This is a genomic window from Emticicia aquatilis (genome assembly GCF_014644295.1).
Taxonomy (GTDB): Bacteria; Bacteroidota; Bacteroidia; order Cytophagales; family Spirosomataceae; genus Emticicia; species Emticicia aquatilis.
In genome coordinates, this window is sequence record NZ_BMKK01000010.1 from 171,600 (window position 1) to 187,119 (window position 15,520).

General features: G+C 37.8%; 14 protein-coding genes. 7 read left to right on the forward strand and 7 right to left on the reverse strand.

All coding sequences use genetic code 11. The annotated features are described in order from the left end of the window. Positions 1-1,119 carry a ferritin-like domain-containing protein gene (locus tag IEX65_RS21315; protein WP_188769127.1) on the forward strand — a complete coding sequence of 373 codons (1,119 nt, stop codon included), beginning with the start codon at positions 1-3 and terminating at the stop codon, positions 1,117-1,119. Positions 1,120-1,190: 71 nt separating this feature from the next. Here the strand turns inward: IEX65_RS21315 and IEX65_RS21320 are convergent, their stop codons facing one another. Further along, positions 1,191-1,562, reverse strand: coding sequence for a DUF423 domain-containing protein (locus tag IEX65_RS21320; RefSeq protein ID WP_188769128.1), 372 nt, complete (start codon positions 1,560-1,562; stop codon positions 1,191-1,193). Between the two features lie 223 nt (positions 1,563-1,785). Then, positions 1,786-3,078 carry a DUF3472 domain-containing protein gene (locus IEX65_RS21325; RefSeq protein ID WP_188769129.1) on the reverse strand — a complete coding sequence of 431 codons (1,293 nt, stop codon included), beginning with the start codon at positions 3,076-3,078 and terminating at the stop codon, positions 1,786-1,788. 138 nt (positions 3,079-3,216) lie between these two features. On the opposite strand from IEX65_RS21325, the gene IEX65_RS21330 reads away from it, so the two are divergent. Beyond that, the gene (locus IEX65_RS21330) at positions 3,217-4,098 is read left to right on the forward strand and encodes a pirin family protein (RefSeq protein WP_188769130.1); all 882 of its coding nucleotides are present in this window, start codon (positions 3,217-3,219) and stop codon (positions 4,096-4,098) included. 220 nt (positions 4,099-4,318) lie between these two features. Continuing rightward, the gene (gene ygiD / locus IEX65_RS21335; RefSeq protein WP_229250812.1) at positions 4,319-5,194 is read left to right on the forward strand and encodes a 4,5-DOPA-extradiol-dioxygenase; all 876 of its coding nucleotides are present in this window, start codon (positions 4,319-4,321) and stop codon (positions 5,192-5,194) included. A 41-nt stretch (positions 5,195-5,235) separates the two neighbouring features. Here ygiD and IEX65_RS21340 read toward each other — a convergent pair whose 3' ends face one another. From IEX65_RS21340 to IEX65_RS21355, 4 genes are all read right to left on the reverse strand, one after another. Next, positions 5,236-5,901, reverse strand: a complete 666-nt coding sequence (locus IEX65_RS21340; RefSeq protein WP_188769131.1) for a YggS family pyridoxal phosphate-dependent enzyme — start codon at positions 5,899-5,901, stop codon at positions 5,236-5,238. A 78-nt stretch (positions 5,902-5,979) separates the two neighbouring features. Next, positions 5,980-6,855, reverse strand: a complete 876-nt coding sequence (locus IEX65_RS21345) for an aldo/keto reductase (RefSeq protein WP_188769132.1) — start codon at positions 6,853-6,855, stop codon at positions 5,980-5,982. An 85-nt stretch (positions 6,856-6,940) separates the two neighbouring features. Further along, entirely contained in the window at positions 6,941-7,837 is an 897-nt protein-coding gene (locus tag IEX65_RS21350) for a DUF1684 domain-containing protein (RefSeq protein ID WP_188769134.1), read from the reverse strand. Between the two features lie 96 nt (positions 7,838-7,933). Continuing rightward, entirely contained in the window at positions 7,934-8,443 is a 510-nt protein-coding gene (locus IEX65_RS21355; RefSeq protein WP_188769135.1) for a hypothetical protein, read from the reverse strand. A 165-nt stretch (positions 8,444-8,608) separates the two neighbouring features. On the opposite strand from IEX65_RS21355, the gene IEX65_RS21360 reads away from it, so the two are divergent. Further along, positions 8,609-8,977: a winged helix-turn-helix domain-containing protein gene (locus IEX65_RS21360; protein ID WP_188769136.1), complete on the forward strand. Its 369-nt coding sequence runs from the start codon at positions 8,609-8,611 to the stop codon at positions 8,975-8,977. Between the two features lie 225 nt (positions 8,978-9,202). Here the strand turns inward: IEX65_RS21360 and IEX65_RS21365 are convergent, their stop codons facing one another. After that, a complete protein-coding gene (locus tag IEX65_RS21365) occupies positions 9,203-9,934 on the reverse strand; it encodes a sulfite exporter TauE/SafE family protein (protein WP_188769137.1) in 732 nt (243 codons plus the stop codon). Positions 9,935-10,105: 171 nt separating this feature from the next. Here IEX65_RS21365 and IEX65_RS21370 point away from each other — a divergent pair, with 171 nt between their 5' ends. The 3 genes from IEX65_RS21370 (at position 10,106) to IEX65_RS21380 (ending at position 15,491) form a co-directional block, all read left to right on the forward strand. After that, entirely contained in the window at positions 10,106-12,682 is a 2,577-nt protein-coding gene (locus tag IEX65_RS21370; RefSeq protein WP_188769139.1) for a TonB-dependent receptor, read from the forward strand. Positions 12,683-12,852: 170 nt separating this feature from the next. After that, positions 12,853-13,116 (forward strand): transposase, encoded by a 264-nt coding sequence (locus tag IEX65_RS28245; RefSeq protein ID WP_188769261.1) that lies wholly within the window; start codon positions 12,853-12,855, stop codon positions 13,114-13,116. A gap of 221 nt (positions 13,117-13,337) precedes the next feature. Beyond that, positions 13,338-15,491, forward strand: coding sequence for a S9 family peptidase (locus IEX65_RS21380; RefSeq protein ID WP_188769140.1), 2,154 nt, complete (start codon positions 13,338-13,340; stop codon positions 15,489-15,491). Positions 15,492-15,520 lie beyond the last annotated feature (29 nt).

The window sequence follows — 15,520 nt, forward strand, 5'->3', positions numbered from 1 at the left end:
ATGGAATCACTCTTTCAAACAAATAATCCGAAACGCCACAAAATCATTTCGGATAGATTCGATACTATTCAATTAAAAAGCAGCGGTGAGCAATTTGAGACAGCTTCGCAAGAAACCCTCCAGAAAAAGCTCGAAATTCTAAAAAATGATATACAATCGGCCATTGAGCTGGAGCATTCAACCATTCCGCCGTATCTTTGTGCGTTATATTCTATCAAAGACGGTGCAAACGATTACGCAGCCAATACCATCAAAAGCATTGTTTTAGAAGAAATGCTACACATGATTATGGCTGCCAATATTCTCAATGCTATCGGTGGTAGCCCAGCCATCAACACGCCTAATTTTATTCCAGAATACCCAACCAAACTCCCGAAAATCACCGAAGATTTTTATGTAAGTCTCGAAAAATTTTCTAAGAGTTCGATAAGCACTTTCTTGCAAATCGAGAAATCGGCCGAGCATAAACCACACCCAGGAAAGGAATATCATTCGATTGGAGAATTTTATGCTTCCATCAAAAGAAGACTAAAATGGCTTGATAAGGCCATTGAGGGCGGAATCTTCACCGGAAAACCCGAATTACAAATCACCACCGAGCAATATTATGGCAGTGGCGGAAAACTCGTTTCGGTTTATTGCTTGGATGACGCCATTTTGGCCATTGATGAAATCGTGGGGCAAGGCGAAGGAATCGATGGAGAGATTGAAGATCCTGACCACGAATTATTTGGCGAAGGAATCGAATATGCTCACTATTTCCGCTTCAATGAGATTTATCACGAACAAAAATATCGCCCAAGAGATAGCCCACAAGAGCCACCTACGGGAAAACAAATAACTGTCGATTGGGATGCAGTTTATAACATGAAAGAAAATCCTAAGATGACAGATTTACCGAAAGACTCTGAAATTTGGCAGAAATCATATAACTTCAATAAAACTTATATGGCTTTGCTCAATAATATTCACGATGCTTGTAATGGAAATCCACAATTATTAATGCAGGGAATTGCATTGATGTATGACTTGAAATACAAAGCCCTCGAACTAATGAAAATTCCGATTGCAGAAGGTAGTAGTATTACAGTCGGGCCAAGTTTTGAGTATGTTGAGTAGTTGTAAAACTCGTAGGGACGTCCAAATTGGACGTCCCTATTTTTGCACTATCTGATATGGTTATCAAAAAATCAATCCTTAGTAATTGCCCAAAACATTAATAACCAACCAATTACGAGCAAAGTGCCACCAATTGGAGCAACCGCTCCGAATACATTGAGGCCTGTAAAACAAATAGTATATAAAGCTCCGCTAAAAATCAATACCCCCGCCAACATACAGTAGCCACTGTAAGTAAGTGTTTTATTTGAAATATGTTTCGATAAAATACCTATCAAAACCAATGCGATTGCATGATAAAATTGGTAGCGAACACCCGTCTCGAAAGTCTCGAATCGACCACTTGCCGTAAGCATTGGTTTAAGAGCGTGAGCCCCAAAAGCACCAACCATCACCCCTATTGCTCCCAAAAGCGAGCCTGCCTGCGAAAAAAGTTTATTCATAATAATCTGTTTTAAATTAATGCCGTGAAATTACTCAAAAAGCAGAGTTCTTTATCGCTCGGAGATTAAAAGCTTTAAAATACTTAGTAACACGAACGTAAATTTCCACGTTTGACCCCATTCGGGGTCAGATATTGGTAGGGTGATTGCTTTTTTACCGATATTAGACCCCGAATGGGGTCGAACAAAATCGGCTCAATTTACTATCCGAAGAAACATTTTACTATGGTAACTTTGAAAAATCAATCATTGGCATTTTGCCTTTCTTCGGTCGCTCAAAGCTTTGATTAAGTTTTGTATTATCATTGAAAAACCCACAATTTCTCAAATAAAACTGGCCATTTTTCATACCTCCATCATAATCTACTCGGTATCCTTTGCGGGCAGTATTATCGGCCGTAAGTGTCACTTGATTGAGTTCTGTCCAGCCATTTTTTGCTGTATAAACCCATTGATTATCAAAACTCCCCATGCGTTCTTGGTTCCCAGTTTCGGGAATAAAGTTTTCGAGAAAAGAATACAAACTTTTCAAATAAGTTGATGTTTTCGGGCGTTTGAAACTCGCAATCAATCGCCATTGGTTTTCTTCGGGAGCGAAAAAATAAGCCGTGTAAGTAGTATAATTATCGGCGGTTGGTTTTCCTTGCAACAAAAACTTATAGGTACTTCCTGCTTTCCAATTATACTTCAAATAACTTTGTCCGCCTGAACCTTCATTTCCAAATTCGCCTGTATAGACCCCATCACCTTTTTTCAAGAGCAAAATTCTTTGGTCTTGTGGAATTGCCGCAGGATTATCGGTCGTGAACGGACTCCAAACCGAAAACAAAATTCTCCGCTCAGTTTCCGAATTTACTTGCATTCCGAAATAGCCTTCGCCAAAGCCATTAGCCATAAAATACGAGCCAATCACGTCATTTCCTTTCGGAATCGTCACTTCATTATAAAACCATTCTACATTTTCTAAACCATCAGTCGGATAACGCAAATGCACCGAAGGCCCTCTTCTACCCCAATAAAAAAAATTTCCTTCATTGTTTTTCACAGACGTAAGTTCCGACGTAACCGAAGTACCACTCACTCCCAAACTCGAAATCGTCCCAAAGTTTGTATTTGTTTTAATTATACCTTTTATATCAACAGAAACATAACCCGCTTGTGACAGATTCCATTCTCCTACAAAAAACTCTCTTTCAGCATCACCTTCCGCCACAAGCTCAATGCTTTTTCCTAAAATACTGACACTAATTTTACTTTTACTCCCTTTCGGATTCATCAAGACCGATACTTTGAGCGAGCCTTTCTGAGCAACTTTAAAATAAGTACGGCAAACTGTTTTGTCAGAATTCCAATTTAGCAGGCCTTGTTCTTTTATTTCACCACCATTGGTTGTCCAAGCATTACCACCGAGCGGAATTATCTGCTTATTGGTATCATGCTCATTATCAAGCACTTTATCGGCTTTACATTGTAAAAAAATTGTCAGAAATACGAGGATTAGAAATTGAGTTTTCATTGTTGTTGAAGAAGGTTGATAAAAGTTTTTGTATTTTCTGTGAAGGTAATTAAAAAATAAAAAACGATGGAACTATGGACGAACAAAATTAGTTGTATATACATATAATGTAATTGTAAATATTAAATAGATACGACAATGAGCCATATAAAATCAGTACAGCAGATATTAACTCCGCCACCATCTCACATGGTAGGCGATGGTTTCAGAGTACATAATTTCTTTCCGAGTGGATACAAAATGGGAATGCACCGCATGAGTCCATTTTTCTTGCTTGATTATAACGCAAAAGTTGAATTTCCGCCAAAAGATGAGCCCCGTGGCGTGGGTGTGCATCCACACCGTGGCTTCGAGACAGTTACGATTGCTTATCATGGCAAAATTGCCCACCACGATAGTAGCGGAAATAGTGGCGTAATCGGCACAGGCGACGTACAATGGATGACCGCAGGAAGTGGAGTTTTACATAAAGAATACCACGACCGAGAGTACAGCAAAGCTGGTGGGTTGTTTCAGATGGTGCAACTTTGGGTGAACTTGCCAGCCAAAGATAAAATGACTACACCAAAATATCAAGGTATTGAAAACGCTCAACTTGGCAAATATTATTTACCTGATAATCAAGGACTTGTTGAGGTAATTGCGGGCGAGTATAAAGGTATCAAAGGTGCAGCATCGACATTCACACCAATCAATATGTATAATGTTCGTGCAAAAAAAGGAGCAATAGTTGATTTATCTTTGGATGAAAAACACAACACAGGAATTGTGGTAATTGAAGGGATTGTGAAAGTTAATGATACAGAAACTGCTCCAGTAGATAATTTTATTTTATTCAGAAATGATGGAACTGAAATAAAAATTGAAGCACTCGAAGATGCTGTACTTTTGGTTTTGAGCGGCGAACCAATCAACGAACCAATCATACAATATGGCCCATTTTTGATGAATAATAAAGCCGAAATCTTACAAGCGTATGACGATTTGGCAAAAGGAAAGTTTGGAGTTTTAGAAGATTAATTAATGGATAATGGATAATGGATAATGGATAATGGATAATGGATAATGGATAATGGATAATGGATAATGGATAATGGATAATGGATAATGGATAATGGATAATGGATAATGGATAATGGATAATGGATAATGGATAATGAAAAGTGCTTTAAATACTTTAAAGTTCCCCATTCTCAACAAATAACCAGTAACAAATAACCAATAACACGCCACTCAAAGCATGAAACGTAAAGATTTTTTGAAAACACTGGGGGTTTTACCTTTTACAAATATGAACTTACACGAATTAAAAAATATATCGGATGAGTTTCCGAAATCAGACAAAATGCCTGTTGTGTTTATCGGTCATGGTAGCCCGATGAATGCCTTAGCCGATAATAAATTTACTGATAGTTTGGCTCTTTTGGGTAAATCTATCGAAACTCCAAAGGCAATTTTGGTGATTTCGGCTCACTGGCTTACGATGAAGAAAACGTATGTTTCGGTCAATCCTTTTCCAAAAACGATTTATGATTTTGGCGGATTTCCAGAAGCACTTTACAAAGTAAAATACGAACCACAAGGTTCGCCCGAAATGGCTTGTGAGGTGATTAAAGAGGTAAAATCAATCGGTATTTTGGAAGAACACCAAATGGGACTCGACCATGGTGCTTGGTCGGTGTTGCGACATATCTATCCTGCCGCTAACATCCCTACGTTTCAGATGAGTATTGATTTCTCGAAACCACCACAATATCATTTTGAGTTGGCAAAAGAATTACAAAACCTTAGAAATAAGGGCGTTCTGATTCTTTCGAGCGGAAATATCGTACATAATTTACGTCAAGTAAAATGGGGCGACAACAATCCAAGTCCTTATGATTGGGCAGTTGAGTTTGATGCAATAGTCAAAAATAAACTCGATAACCGACAATTTGAGGAATTAGCAGATTTCAAAGCTTTTGGGCAAATTGGACAAATGGCTCATCCCTCTTACGACCATTACTTGCCGATGATTTATAGTGCAGGGTTGATTAATCCAAATGAAGCCATTAAATATACTTATGAGGGTGTAGAGATGGGCAGTATCAGCATGAGATGCTTTCAGGTAGGTTGATATAAATTGTGCCATATTTTGAAATGTGGCACAACTATTCTCTATTTCTGGTAAATTCTTCCGCCAAAAATCTTGCTTCCAACTCTAATCATAGTGCTGCCTTCTTCGATTGCAATGCCGTAATCGCCACTCATGCCCATGGAAAGAGTTCTGAATTCTGAATTCTGAGTTTTGAGTTTTGTATAAAACACACTCAACTTTTTAAACTCTTTTCTGATTTGGGCTTCGTCGTCGGTGAGGGTTGTCATTCCCATCAGACCTACGATTCTTACGTTTGGAAGTTTTTCCAACGTTTCTGCTTTCAAAATCTCCAAACATTCTTCTTCGGTCATGCCGCTTTTTGTGTCTTCTTCGGCAATATAAATTTGCAATAGACAATCAACTACTCGGTTGTGCTTGGCTGCTTGTTTATTGATTTCTTGCAAAAGTTTCAAGCTATCAACCGAGTGAATTAGGCTTACAAACGGAGCAATATACTTTGCTTTATTCGACTGTAAATGACCAATAAAATGCCATTCGATATCCTTTGGCATTTGTTCGTATTTATCGACCAATTCCTGCACATAGTTTTCGCCAAAACGCTTAAAACCAGCATTATAAGCTTCCATGAGCATTTCCACTGGCTTGGTCTTCGACACCGCCACCAGCGTTACGCCTTTCCCTTCAATCTCTTTTTCTATGAACTGAATATTTTCTACAATTGCCATGATTTTTATTTAAGAATTTTCGATTTAAATAAATGAGAAAAATCATTCTTAATTTTTAATTCTCAATTCTTAATTTATTTAAGATGCCACCGAAGTTTGGTAAATATCGTACCAGTCTTCACGGCTTAATTTAATATCTGAGGCACTGGCAGCATTACGAATACGAGCTTCTGACAACGAGCCAATGATTGGTAAAGTACCCAACTGCATCAACCACGCAACAGCTGTTTGTTCTACGTTAGCATCATACTTTTTACCTATTGCTTCAAGTTTTGTTTTCAGAACTGCCGATTTTCCTTCTTTTCCATCAAGAATTTCGCCACCAGCGAGCGGAGCCCAAGCCAAAGGCTTACTGAAACTTTGCTTAATAAAATCAAGGCGACCATCTTCAATAGCCGAAATATTCATCAAGTTTAATTCAATATGGTTTGTCACGATTGGAATTGTGAGGTAAGAAGCCAATAATTGGTGTTGGAATGCCGTAAAATTAGCTACCCCGATATGCTTAACTTTTCCTGAATTAACAATTTCAGCCAAAGTCATTGCGGTTTGCTCTGGGTCGGCCAAAAAATCACTTTGATTCAATAAGAAAATATCTAAATAGTCAGTTTTGAGTTTTTTCAATGAGTTTTCGACACTACTCACAATGTAATTATGAGAATTATCGAAATAACTTACCTTTCCGTTACTTGATTTACGAATACCACATTTACTAAAAAGCACAATGTCCTCACGCTTGAATGACTTATTGCTGATTATCTTTCCGAAATGCTCTTCGATGGTCGAATCTCCGTAAATATCTGCGTGGTCAAAGGTATTAATGCCCAATTCTAAGCATAAATTAATGATTTGCTCCATTTTGGCTGGAGTATTTTCTAAATTTTCCCAACGCCAAAATCCATAAATGGCTTCCGATACTTTCGGTCCCGAATCACTGAGATATACTTTCTTCATGTTGTACAAGATTTTTATTAAAGTGCGTAAAGATAATAGTTTTAGTTTACTGCTTCTCTAATTTTTCTTGTTCTTTGCTCAATTCTTAGTGATTCCCGTAATTTTTCTCACCTGCTTTTATCTCAATCGGCAAGAGATTTTGTTTTGGTGGCAGCGGACAAGTTGCGTAAGGCGTGAAAGCACACGGTGGATTATATGCTTTATTGAAGTCAATATATGTGTATCCATCGGCATCGGGCTTGGCGGCATATACAAATCTGCCAGCTCCGTAGGTTTCTTTTTTATTAGTTTTATCGCCGAAGATGATAAAAAACTCATCACCTTCTTTCAGAGCATCTAACTTATATTCTTTTCCGTCAATCGTAAAAGCCAAAACCCCAGGAGAATCTTGTTGTGAAGTTTGTCCCGTTACGTCCAAAATAGCAATTTTCTTGCCTTCGGTTGGTACAAATTTGGCTTTTAACTTCCATTTTGGGTCAATTTTGAAAGTTTCGATTCCGTGAAATTCTTTCAAAAATGGACTTTCTAAATCTCGTAATCGAATGGCATAACGGTCGCCACGTTTTATCACAAACCAGCGTAAGGAATTATGCTTTAAAACTATGCTTTTTTCGGCAGGAAAAAGTTTGAGTTTTTCAACTTTATCATTTTCGTTAAAAACTTCCGCATCGGCTTTTGTTTCTACAAAAACTTCTCCTTTCGATAAAATAATATCACCCAAAAAAGCCTTACTTCTATCTTTCGGAAAAACAATTTTGTTTTCAGTATTTCCGCCAAACGAATTTCGACCTTCTTCGAGCCAAAACAAACCCGCCAGATTTAGCCAACCGTTTTCTTTTTTTAGCCCCTCAATTCGATTCTGATGCCAAGTTTTTATTTCTTTTTCGTAGTCAGAATCGTCAGAAATATTATTAAACGAAAACAAGAAAACCGATAAAAATATCGCCAGAGCAAAGTGTATAATTAGTTTGCTATTTTGCATAATTATTTGACTTTTTTTGAAGAAATCGTTGGATAACAAACAAAAATAGCAAACTATTTATTTATCTACCATGTCAATAGAGTATAATTTTCTTTTTTAGCGAATTTTACTGATATGCACTTGTTCATTGAGGGCATCTTCAAAGAAATGATGAATCATAAAGGTTTGCTCTGCTCCTACTTTCTGGCCTGTTTGGCCTAACATCCATTCGATTATCGCTCCAATAGCCAAAATTGGTACTATCCATAAAATAGTAGCATCAAGTTTTAGACTCATCCTGACCAAGCCAATCATTGTGATAAAAAATATACCGAGCCCGAAAAATACATAGCCCATCAAAAATATCGCCCAAACACTCGGGTGTGGGCCATACATTCCTCTAATAATCGTTTTGTGGTCATCGGTTTCTTCAAAGCTAATGCTTAATTGTGGCGACCAATAATGTTGTTGTTCGGGTTTGATGCGAAGTAAACCGTGCGTATTGAAAACTTTTCCTTCAACGGGTAATGATGTTTTTTCAAGTCTTTCAGTGAGTAGTTTTACAATTTCGTTGGTACTTTTTTCGGAAGTAATCTTAAATTTTGGACGGGTACGAAATGAAGTCATCGTATCAAGGGTTTAGAATAGATAATGACCAAAACTATCGAATGATTTTTTATCTTGAAATGAGAAAAATCATATTTTGGCGAGAAGATTTGGGAGATTTTAGCAACTTGAGAAGTTTTCAGCCGTAGAATATTTATATTTACCGCACCAAAATTGCCAAAACCAATGCCAATCAAAGATTTATTGAAACCCGACAAGACTTTTCGTATTACTGGAATGCTTAGAATTGAGAGCGAGGACGACCGTTTTCTCGGCCCTGGCCGATTGGAATTGCTCGAAAATATCATCGAAACTGGTTCGATTAGTCAAGCAGCCAAACAAATGGGAATGTCGTACAAAAAAGCATGGGATTTGGTAAATTCGATAAATCAGCACACGGTTAAGCCAATCGTAAGCACACAAACTGGCGGAGAAAAAGGTGGTGGAACGATTGTTACCGATGAAGGAAAACAGCTGATTGCAGCTTTCAGAAAACTACATGAAGAATTTCAACAGTCGTTTGATGAAAAAATGAGTATATTTCTTGAATGTTGATTTAAGGTCTAATGTTACGCCCATTTTTAAATTTCCCCTCCTTTTTTCAAGGAGGGGTGTCAAAATTCTGACAAAGTTGAATTTTGACGGGGTGGTTGATGGTCTGTAAATACCTTTTGAAATAAATTCTACGCCAACCACCACCCCGCCGACTGCGTCAGGCACCCCTCCTTAAAAGAAGGAGGGGAAATTAATACCGCTTAACATTAGTTTAAGTAAAAATTCCTACGTAAAAATCAATTTCAAACAAGCAATGACCAAACCCACCGCCAAAAGTTTTTTTAAGGTTGGCACATTGAATTTTTGACTACCAAAATAAGAACCAGCCAAGCCACCGATAATTGTAGCCAAAACTGCCCATTGCATGTTTTCTGGAAGATTGATACCGCCTTTTTGTAATTGACCATAAAGACCAGAAAGAGAATTAACAAAGATAAAAAGTGCCGAAACGGCCGCCGTTTCTTTCAAATTCGCCCATCGCATCAGTAGCATCAAGGGGCTAAGAATAATTCCTCCGCCAATGCCAATCATTCCCGAAAGTAAGCCAATTAAGCCACCCGAAAGGACTCCTGCCCATATTGGAATTGGTCTATTCTTTTCATCGGTATCAAATTGATAGATTAATCGAACGATTGAAAATAAGATACATACGGCGAGAATTTTCTTATAAATGGAATCAGAAAGCGTCATTGTTCCTCCCACAAATGCCATCGGAATACTGGCCAATGCAAAGGGTAAGAAAAGTTTTAAGCGAAAATACCCTGCTCGGTAGAAGCCAATAAATGAGAATAAAGAAACAGCCAAATTCATGACCAATGCCGATGATTTCATCATTGCGGGAGCTACGCCCATAATTGCCATAACAGCCAAATATCCACTTGCACCACCATGCCCGACCGAAGAGTATAAAAAAGCAACTAAGCTTAATAGCAATAAGAGTAATAGTAATGATGTCATAGGGTATTTTTAGGGTTATATAATCTATCTTTTTACTTTTTTACGCTTTGATTTTGCCATTTATACAAATGATTCTCTAAAAACTTATCATTTTTTTTCGTTCAACATTTCTTCGTTATATATTTGCAAATATAACGAACTGTTTTTGTAAAATCCTCAAAATATCTAAGAATGTCCAAAAAATTACTTTGTCATAGCTATCGTTATATTTTTATTTATACAACGATTTTAAAAATAGCTTCTACACAATTATGCCAAGCTCAAGAAGTCGATACGCTAAAATCACAAATCTTGAATGAAGTTGTTGTTTCAGCTTCAAGGGTCAAAGAAAGTTATCTAAAATCGGCAACGAGCATTGAATTATTGACATTGAAACAAATTCAGCAAAGTGCAGCCCTGAGCTATTTTGATGCCATCGAAAATCTCAAAGGTGTGCAGCTGATTACGCCAAGTTTGGGTTTTAGGGTCTATAATGCTCGTGGATTTACGAACACAACAAATGTGCGGTTTGTACAACTCGTTGATGGTGTTGACAACCAAGCTCCGCATATTGGCTCTCCGATTGCTTCGGGAATGGGACCAACCGACCTTGATATTCGTCAAGTTGAGATGATTCCTGGGGTAGCTTCAGCATTGTATGGCATGAATTCGTTGAATGGCATGGTGAATTTACTTACACTTAATCCATTTGATTCGGAAGGCTTGAGTATTCAGCAAAAAACTGGAGTCAATCACTTATCAAACCCAATAATCTCCCCTAAATTATTTTCGGAAACGAGTTTGCGTTATGCCAAGAGACTCAGTGAAAAATGGGCATTTAAAGTAAATTTTGCGTATCAGAAAGGTTATGATTGGGTTGCTAATTCAACTTTTGACCTTAATCCAACAGCTAACACTTCGGTAAATCTACTCGGAAAAGATAATGTCGGAGCAGATTACGTGAATTCCTACGGAAATGAATCATCGAATCGAAGAACGTTGACCCTCGGTGGAAAAAGATATGTAGTTGCTCGAACTGGCTATTTTGAAGAAGAAGTAACCGACTATTCTATCAATAATCTCAAGGCAGATTTTTCTTTAAACTATCGCATAAAGCCTCAGTACGAAATTGCATATAGTTTCAAAATCGCTCAGCTCGATAATGTTTATCAACGCACCAATCGTTTTCGTTTGAATGATTATCGTTTGTCACAGAATGCAATAACTTACCAGAGTCCAAGCACACAAATTAGAGCATATTTGACTACCGAAAATACAGGAAAATCATATAATATTCGTTCGATGGCCGAAAATATCGACCGAAGTTTTAAGTCTGACAATGTTTGGTTTACTGATTTTACGAACGAATATAATGCCCAAACCAAAGCTGGGAAAAGTGTAATTGATGCCCTAAATTTAGCCAGAACGCAAGCAGATAAAGGTCGCCCACAACCAAATACGCCTGCTTTTGATGACTTGATTACAAAATTAGGCGACATCAATAACTGGGATGTAGGAGCCGCTTTGCGAGTGCAATCATACATGCTGCACACAGAAGGGTTGACAGATTTGAGCAAAAAACTTTCAACAACACTCCAAGACAACGGTTTTGGTCTATTAGCTGGTTTCGATTACCGAAATTACATAGTTGTGCCTGATGGAAATTATTTCATCAATCCCGAAGAGAGCGGTAAAAATATCAATTATTGGAAAGCGGGCGGTTTTGTGCAAGGAAGCAAAACTTTTTTCGATGAAAAAATTAAATTTTTACTGACACTCCGAGTTGACAAAAACCAGTATTTCGATTTACGCTTTAATCCACGAGCGTCATTGGTTTATTCACTCAACGACAATAATCATTTCCGTCTCTCTTATCAAAATGGTTATCGTTTTCCGAGTTTGTTTGAGGCTTTTTCAAACATTAATAGTGGTGGTGTAAAACGGGTGGGTGGCTTACCGATAATGTCGCAAGGTATTTTTGAAAATTCATATCTACGAAAAACCATTGATGATTTCACGGCGGCAGTTAACCAAGATATAAATGTCAATAAACTAACTCAAAATGAAGCCATCATCAAAAACAAAAATCTTCTCCGCAAAAACGATTATACTTATCTGAAACCAGAGTATGTCAATAGTTTTGAGATTGGCTACAAAGGTTATCCTGTGGGCAAAAAACTTTTTGTCGATGCCGATTTTTATTATAATGTTTACCGAAACTTCATGGCTCAGATTGAGGCCAATGTGCCACTCGGCACGAATGTCGATTCGCTGGCATTTTACATGTACGACCGCAACAAACAAGCTCGCTATCGCCTGTGGACAAACTCCAAAACTATCGTAAGAAACTACGGTGCGAGTATCGGATTGAACTATAATTTTTATAAAAACTTCTCGCTAAACCTAAATGCTTCTTTTGCAAAACTCCGAAATACTGCCAATAATGATGGTTTTGAAGAAGCTTTCAATACGCCTCGATGGATTGCGAATATCGGGTTTGGCAATAGCAAACTCACAAAAAACATTGGTTTTGGGCTAAACTATAAATATCAAGAAGGATTTTTGTGGCAGTCGGCATTGGCAACGGGCAATGTACCAGTCATTCATAATGTAGATGCACAATTTACTTATTATGCCCGAAAACAGGGCTTGCAATTTAAAGTAGCAGGAACTAATATTTTGAACCGCCCTTACGTAAGTTTCATTGCAGGGCCAACGGTCGGAGCATTTTACTATTTGACAATTACGGCAGATTTGGGGAAGAAATGATTTTTATTGGATTGCAGGAGTATTTCATATAAATTACCTAAATTCGTCCATAGCAACGGGTGTGCAAACCCGTTGCTATGGACGAAAATTATTTATAAAAAATGGCATCGCAATCTTACCTTTCTCTATGGTATCATTTGGTTTGGAGCACCAAAAATCGTAAATAATTTATTGATAAAAGTTGGAAATGGCAACTATACGGCCACATCGAAGAATTCTGCAAACAAAAAGAATATCACCTTGACTTTATTAATGGTACAGAAGACCATATACATCTCTTGATTAGTCCTAAGCCAGTTTTTTCGTTGAGTAATGTCGTAAGAGACATCAAACGAGATAGTTGTTATTGGATAAAGGAACAAAATCTTTGTTCAACACACTTTAGTTGGCAAGATGGTTATGGACAGTTCGCCGCTGCGAGCATTCACTGTTAGTAATTCTATGCTTAATCAGGTGAGAAATTATATAAAAAATCAAGAAGAACATCACAGAAAAATGAATTTTGAAGAGGAAATGTTATTTTTTGAAAAACAAATATTTTCTCCAAATCATATTAATCCATAGCGTCGGGTTTGCAAACCCGACGCTATGGATTAATATATTTCCAACATTTTCATTATTTTTACGCCCAATTGTAATCTTCAAACTATTAAACATGAAAAAAACTCTATTGCTTCTCTGCCTTGCGAGTACAGCAGTTTTTGCTCAAAAGAAGGATTTTGACGAAAAAGAATTAATGTCGGGTAAAACACCCAAAAACTTCACCCAACCTCTACCAATTATTCAACGTTGGCTTGATGATGAGCGAGTATTAGTTACTCAAAAACTTTCGCCAGAAGCAGAAGCCAAATCAATGGTTTTGGAAGTAAGCAGCGGAAAAATGACCGAAGCAAGCGAAGAAATACTCCGCCCAAAAGCAAAACCTGTAAAAACCATTATCAGCAAAAATAATAACCTATTTTTGAAAAGCGGCGATACAGAAACACAATTAACCAACGACCCAGCCGAAGAAAAAAATGCTATGTTTTCGCCCGATAGCAGCTACATTGCTTATACAAAAGAAAACAACCTTTATTCGTATGATTTCAAAGCCAAAAAAGAGATAAAACTCACAACCGATGGCACTAAAACTACTTTAAATGGCTACGCAACGTGGGTTTATTGGGAAGAAATTTTCGGTCGCCCAACTCGTTTCCGTGCGTTTTGGTGGAGTCCAGATAGCAAGAAAATTGCTTATATGCGTTTTGATGAGTCAAAAACGATGATGTTTCCGCTTTATAGCAGCGAGGGGCAACACGGTTTTATCGAAGAAACTCGTTATCCAAAAAGTGGCGACCCAAATCCCGAAGCCAAAGTTGGTTTTGTTTCGCCAGCGGGTGGAAAAACTACTTGGGCTGCTTTCAACGAAAAAGACGAACAATATTTTGGTTGGCCAAAATGGTTGCCAGATGGTAGCGGTTTGATGCTCCAATGGATTAACCGTGGCAATGATAACCTAAAACTGTATAATGTTTCGCCAAAAGATGGTAGTAAAAAAGAGCTTTATAACGAAACTCAAAAATCATGGATTGGCATTGATGAAGCCGACGAACGCCTAACGATTATGGATGGTGGCAAAGAAATGATGATTATCAGCGATAAAACTGGTTGGAAACAACTGTATCTATATGACATCAACGGTAAATTTATCAATAACATCACCGAAGGGAAATATACGGTAAAAAATGTTGAAGGTATCGACCAAAAGAATCGTGTGGTATATTTCTACGCTCGTGGTATCGAAAGCACCGCTCGCTTCGACCTCTACAAAGTTGGTTTTGATGGAAAAGGATTAAAACGCCTCACTTTTGGTGCCTATAATAATCGTAATATCAATGCTTCGCCAAATCTTAAATATTTTATTACTACTTACTCAAACATCAATACGCCAACCAGCATGGCAATTGTTGACAACGAAGGTAAAATAGTACGTGAATTAGGTAGCATCAAAGGTGCAGAAATGGACAACTATAATTTGGCTAAAACCGAACTTTTGAGAGTAAAAAGTGATGATGGCATTTATGATTTACCGATGACAATCACTTACCCGCAAAATATGGTAGCTGGAAAAAAATATCCTGTTTTGGTAAGCATTTACGGTGGCCCAGATGCTGGTACAGTTTATGACCAATGGACTTGGTCGGCTCGCCAACAATGGTACGCTAAAGAAGGAATCATTCAGGTAGCACTCGACCACCGTGCCAGTGGACATTTCGGTAAAGAAGGTGTGGCATATATGCACCGTAATTTAGGTTACTGGGAAATGAAAGACTATAAAACGCTCGTTAAATCATTGATAGACAAAGGAATAGCTGACCCAACAAAAATCTGTATCACAGGTTTTAGTTACGGTGGTTATATGAGTTGCTATGCCTTGACTTACGGAAGCGATGTATTTACCCACGGAATGGCGGGCGGAAGCGTTGTAGATTGGAGTTTGTACGACAGTGCCTACACCGAAAGATACATGGATACACCAGCCGAAAATCCTGAAGGTTATAAATCTGCCAATGTTCTGACTCACACGAGCAAACTAAAAGGTGTGTTACAAATCGTACACGGAACGATGGACGATAACGTTCACATGCAAAATAGTATTCAGTTAATCAGTAAATTACAAGATGAAAAGAAGAACTTCGAGTTTATGCTTTACCCGAATGGCCGTCACGGTTGGGGAGGAAATAAAGGAGTTCACTTCGATAATCTAAAAACGCAGTTTATCTACAAACATTTATTAGAAAAACCGATTCCAGAGGGACTTCTTAAATAATTTTAAATTAAAGAGTTCTGAGCAAAACC

Bases quoted from the DNA above. Each gene is read 5' to 3' on its own strand.
- IEX65_RS21315 (WP_188769127.1), top strand. From the start codon at position 1: ATGGAATCACTCTTTCAAACAAATAATCCGAAACGCCACAAAATCATT.
- IEX65_RS21320 (WP_188769128.1), bottom strand. From the start codon at position 1,562: ATGAATAAACTTTTTTCGCAGGCAGGCTCGCTTTTGGGAGCAATAGGG.
- IEX65_RS21325 (WP_188769129.1), bottom strand. From the start codon at position 3,078: ATGAAAACTCAATTTCTAATCCTCGTATTTCTGACAATTTTTTTACAA.
- IEX65_RS21330 (WP_188769130.1), top strand. From the start codon at position 3,217: ATGAGCCATATAAAATCAGTACAGCAGATATTAACTCCGCCACCATCT.
- ygiD (WP_229250812.1), top strand. From the start codon at position 4,319: ATGAAACGTAAAGATTTTTTGAAAACACTGGGGGTTTTACCTTTTACA.
- IEX65_RS21340 (WP_188769131.1), bottom strand. From the start codon at position 5,901: ATGGCAATTGTAGAAAATATTCAGTTCATAGAAAAAGAGATTGAAGGG.
- IEX65_RS21345 (WP_188769132.1), bottom strand. From the start codon at position 6,855: ATGAAGAAAGTATATCTCAGTGATTCGGGACCGAAAGTATCGGAAGCC.
- IEX65_RS21350 (WP_188769134.1), bottom strand. From the start codon at position 7,837: ATGCAAAATAGCAAACTAATTATACACTTTGCTCTGGCGATATTTTTA.
- IEX65_RS21355 (WP_188769135.1), bottom strand. From the start codon at position 8,443: ATGACTTCATTTCGTACCCGTCCAAAATTTAAGATTACTTCCGAAAAA.
- IEX65_RS21360 (WP_188769136.1), top strand. From the start codon at position 8,609: ATGCCAATCAAAGATTTATTGAAACCCGACAAGACTTTTCGTATTACT.
- IEX65_RS21365 (WP_188769137.1), bottom strand. From the start codon at position 9,934: ATGACATCATTACTATTACTCTTATTGCTATTAAGCTTAGTTGCTTTT.
- IEX65_RS21370 (WP_188769139.1), top strand. From the start codon at position 10,106: ATGTCCAAAAAATTACTTTGTCATAGCTATCGTTATATTTTTATTTAT.
- IEX65_RS21380 (WP_188769140.1), top strand. From the start codon at position 13,338: ATGAAAAAAACTCTATTGCTTCTCTGCCTTGCGAGTACAGCAGTTTTT.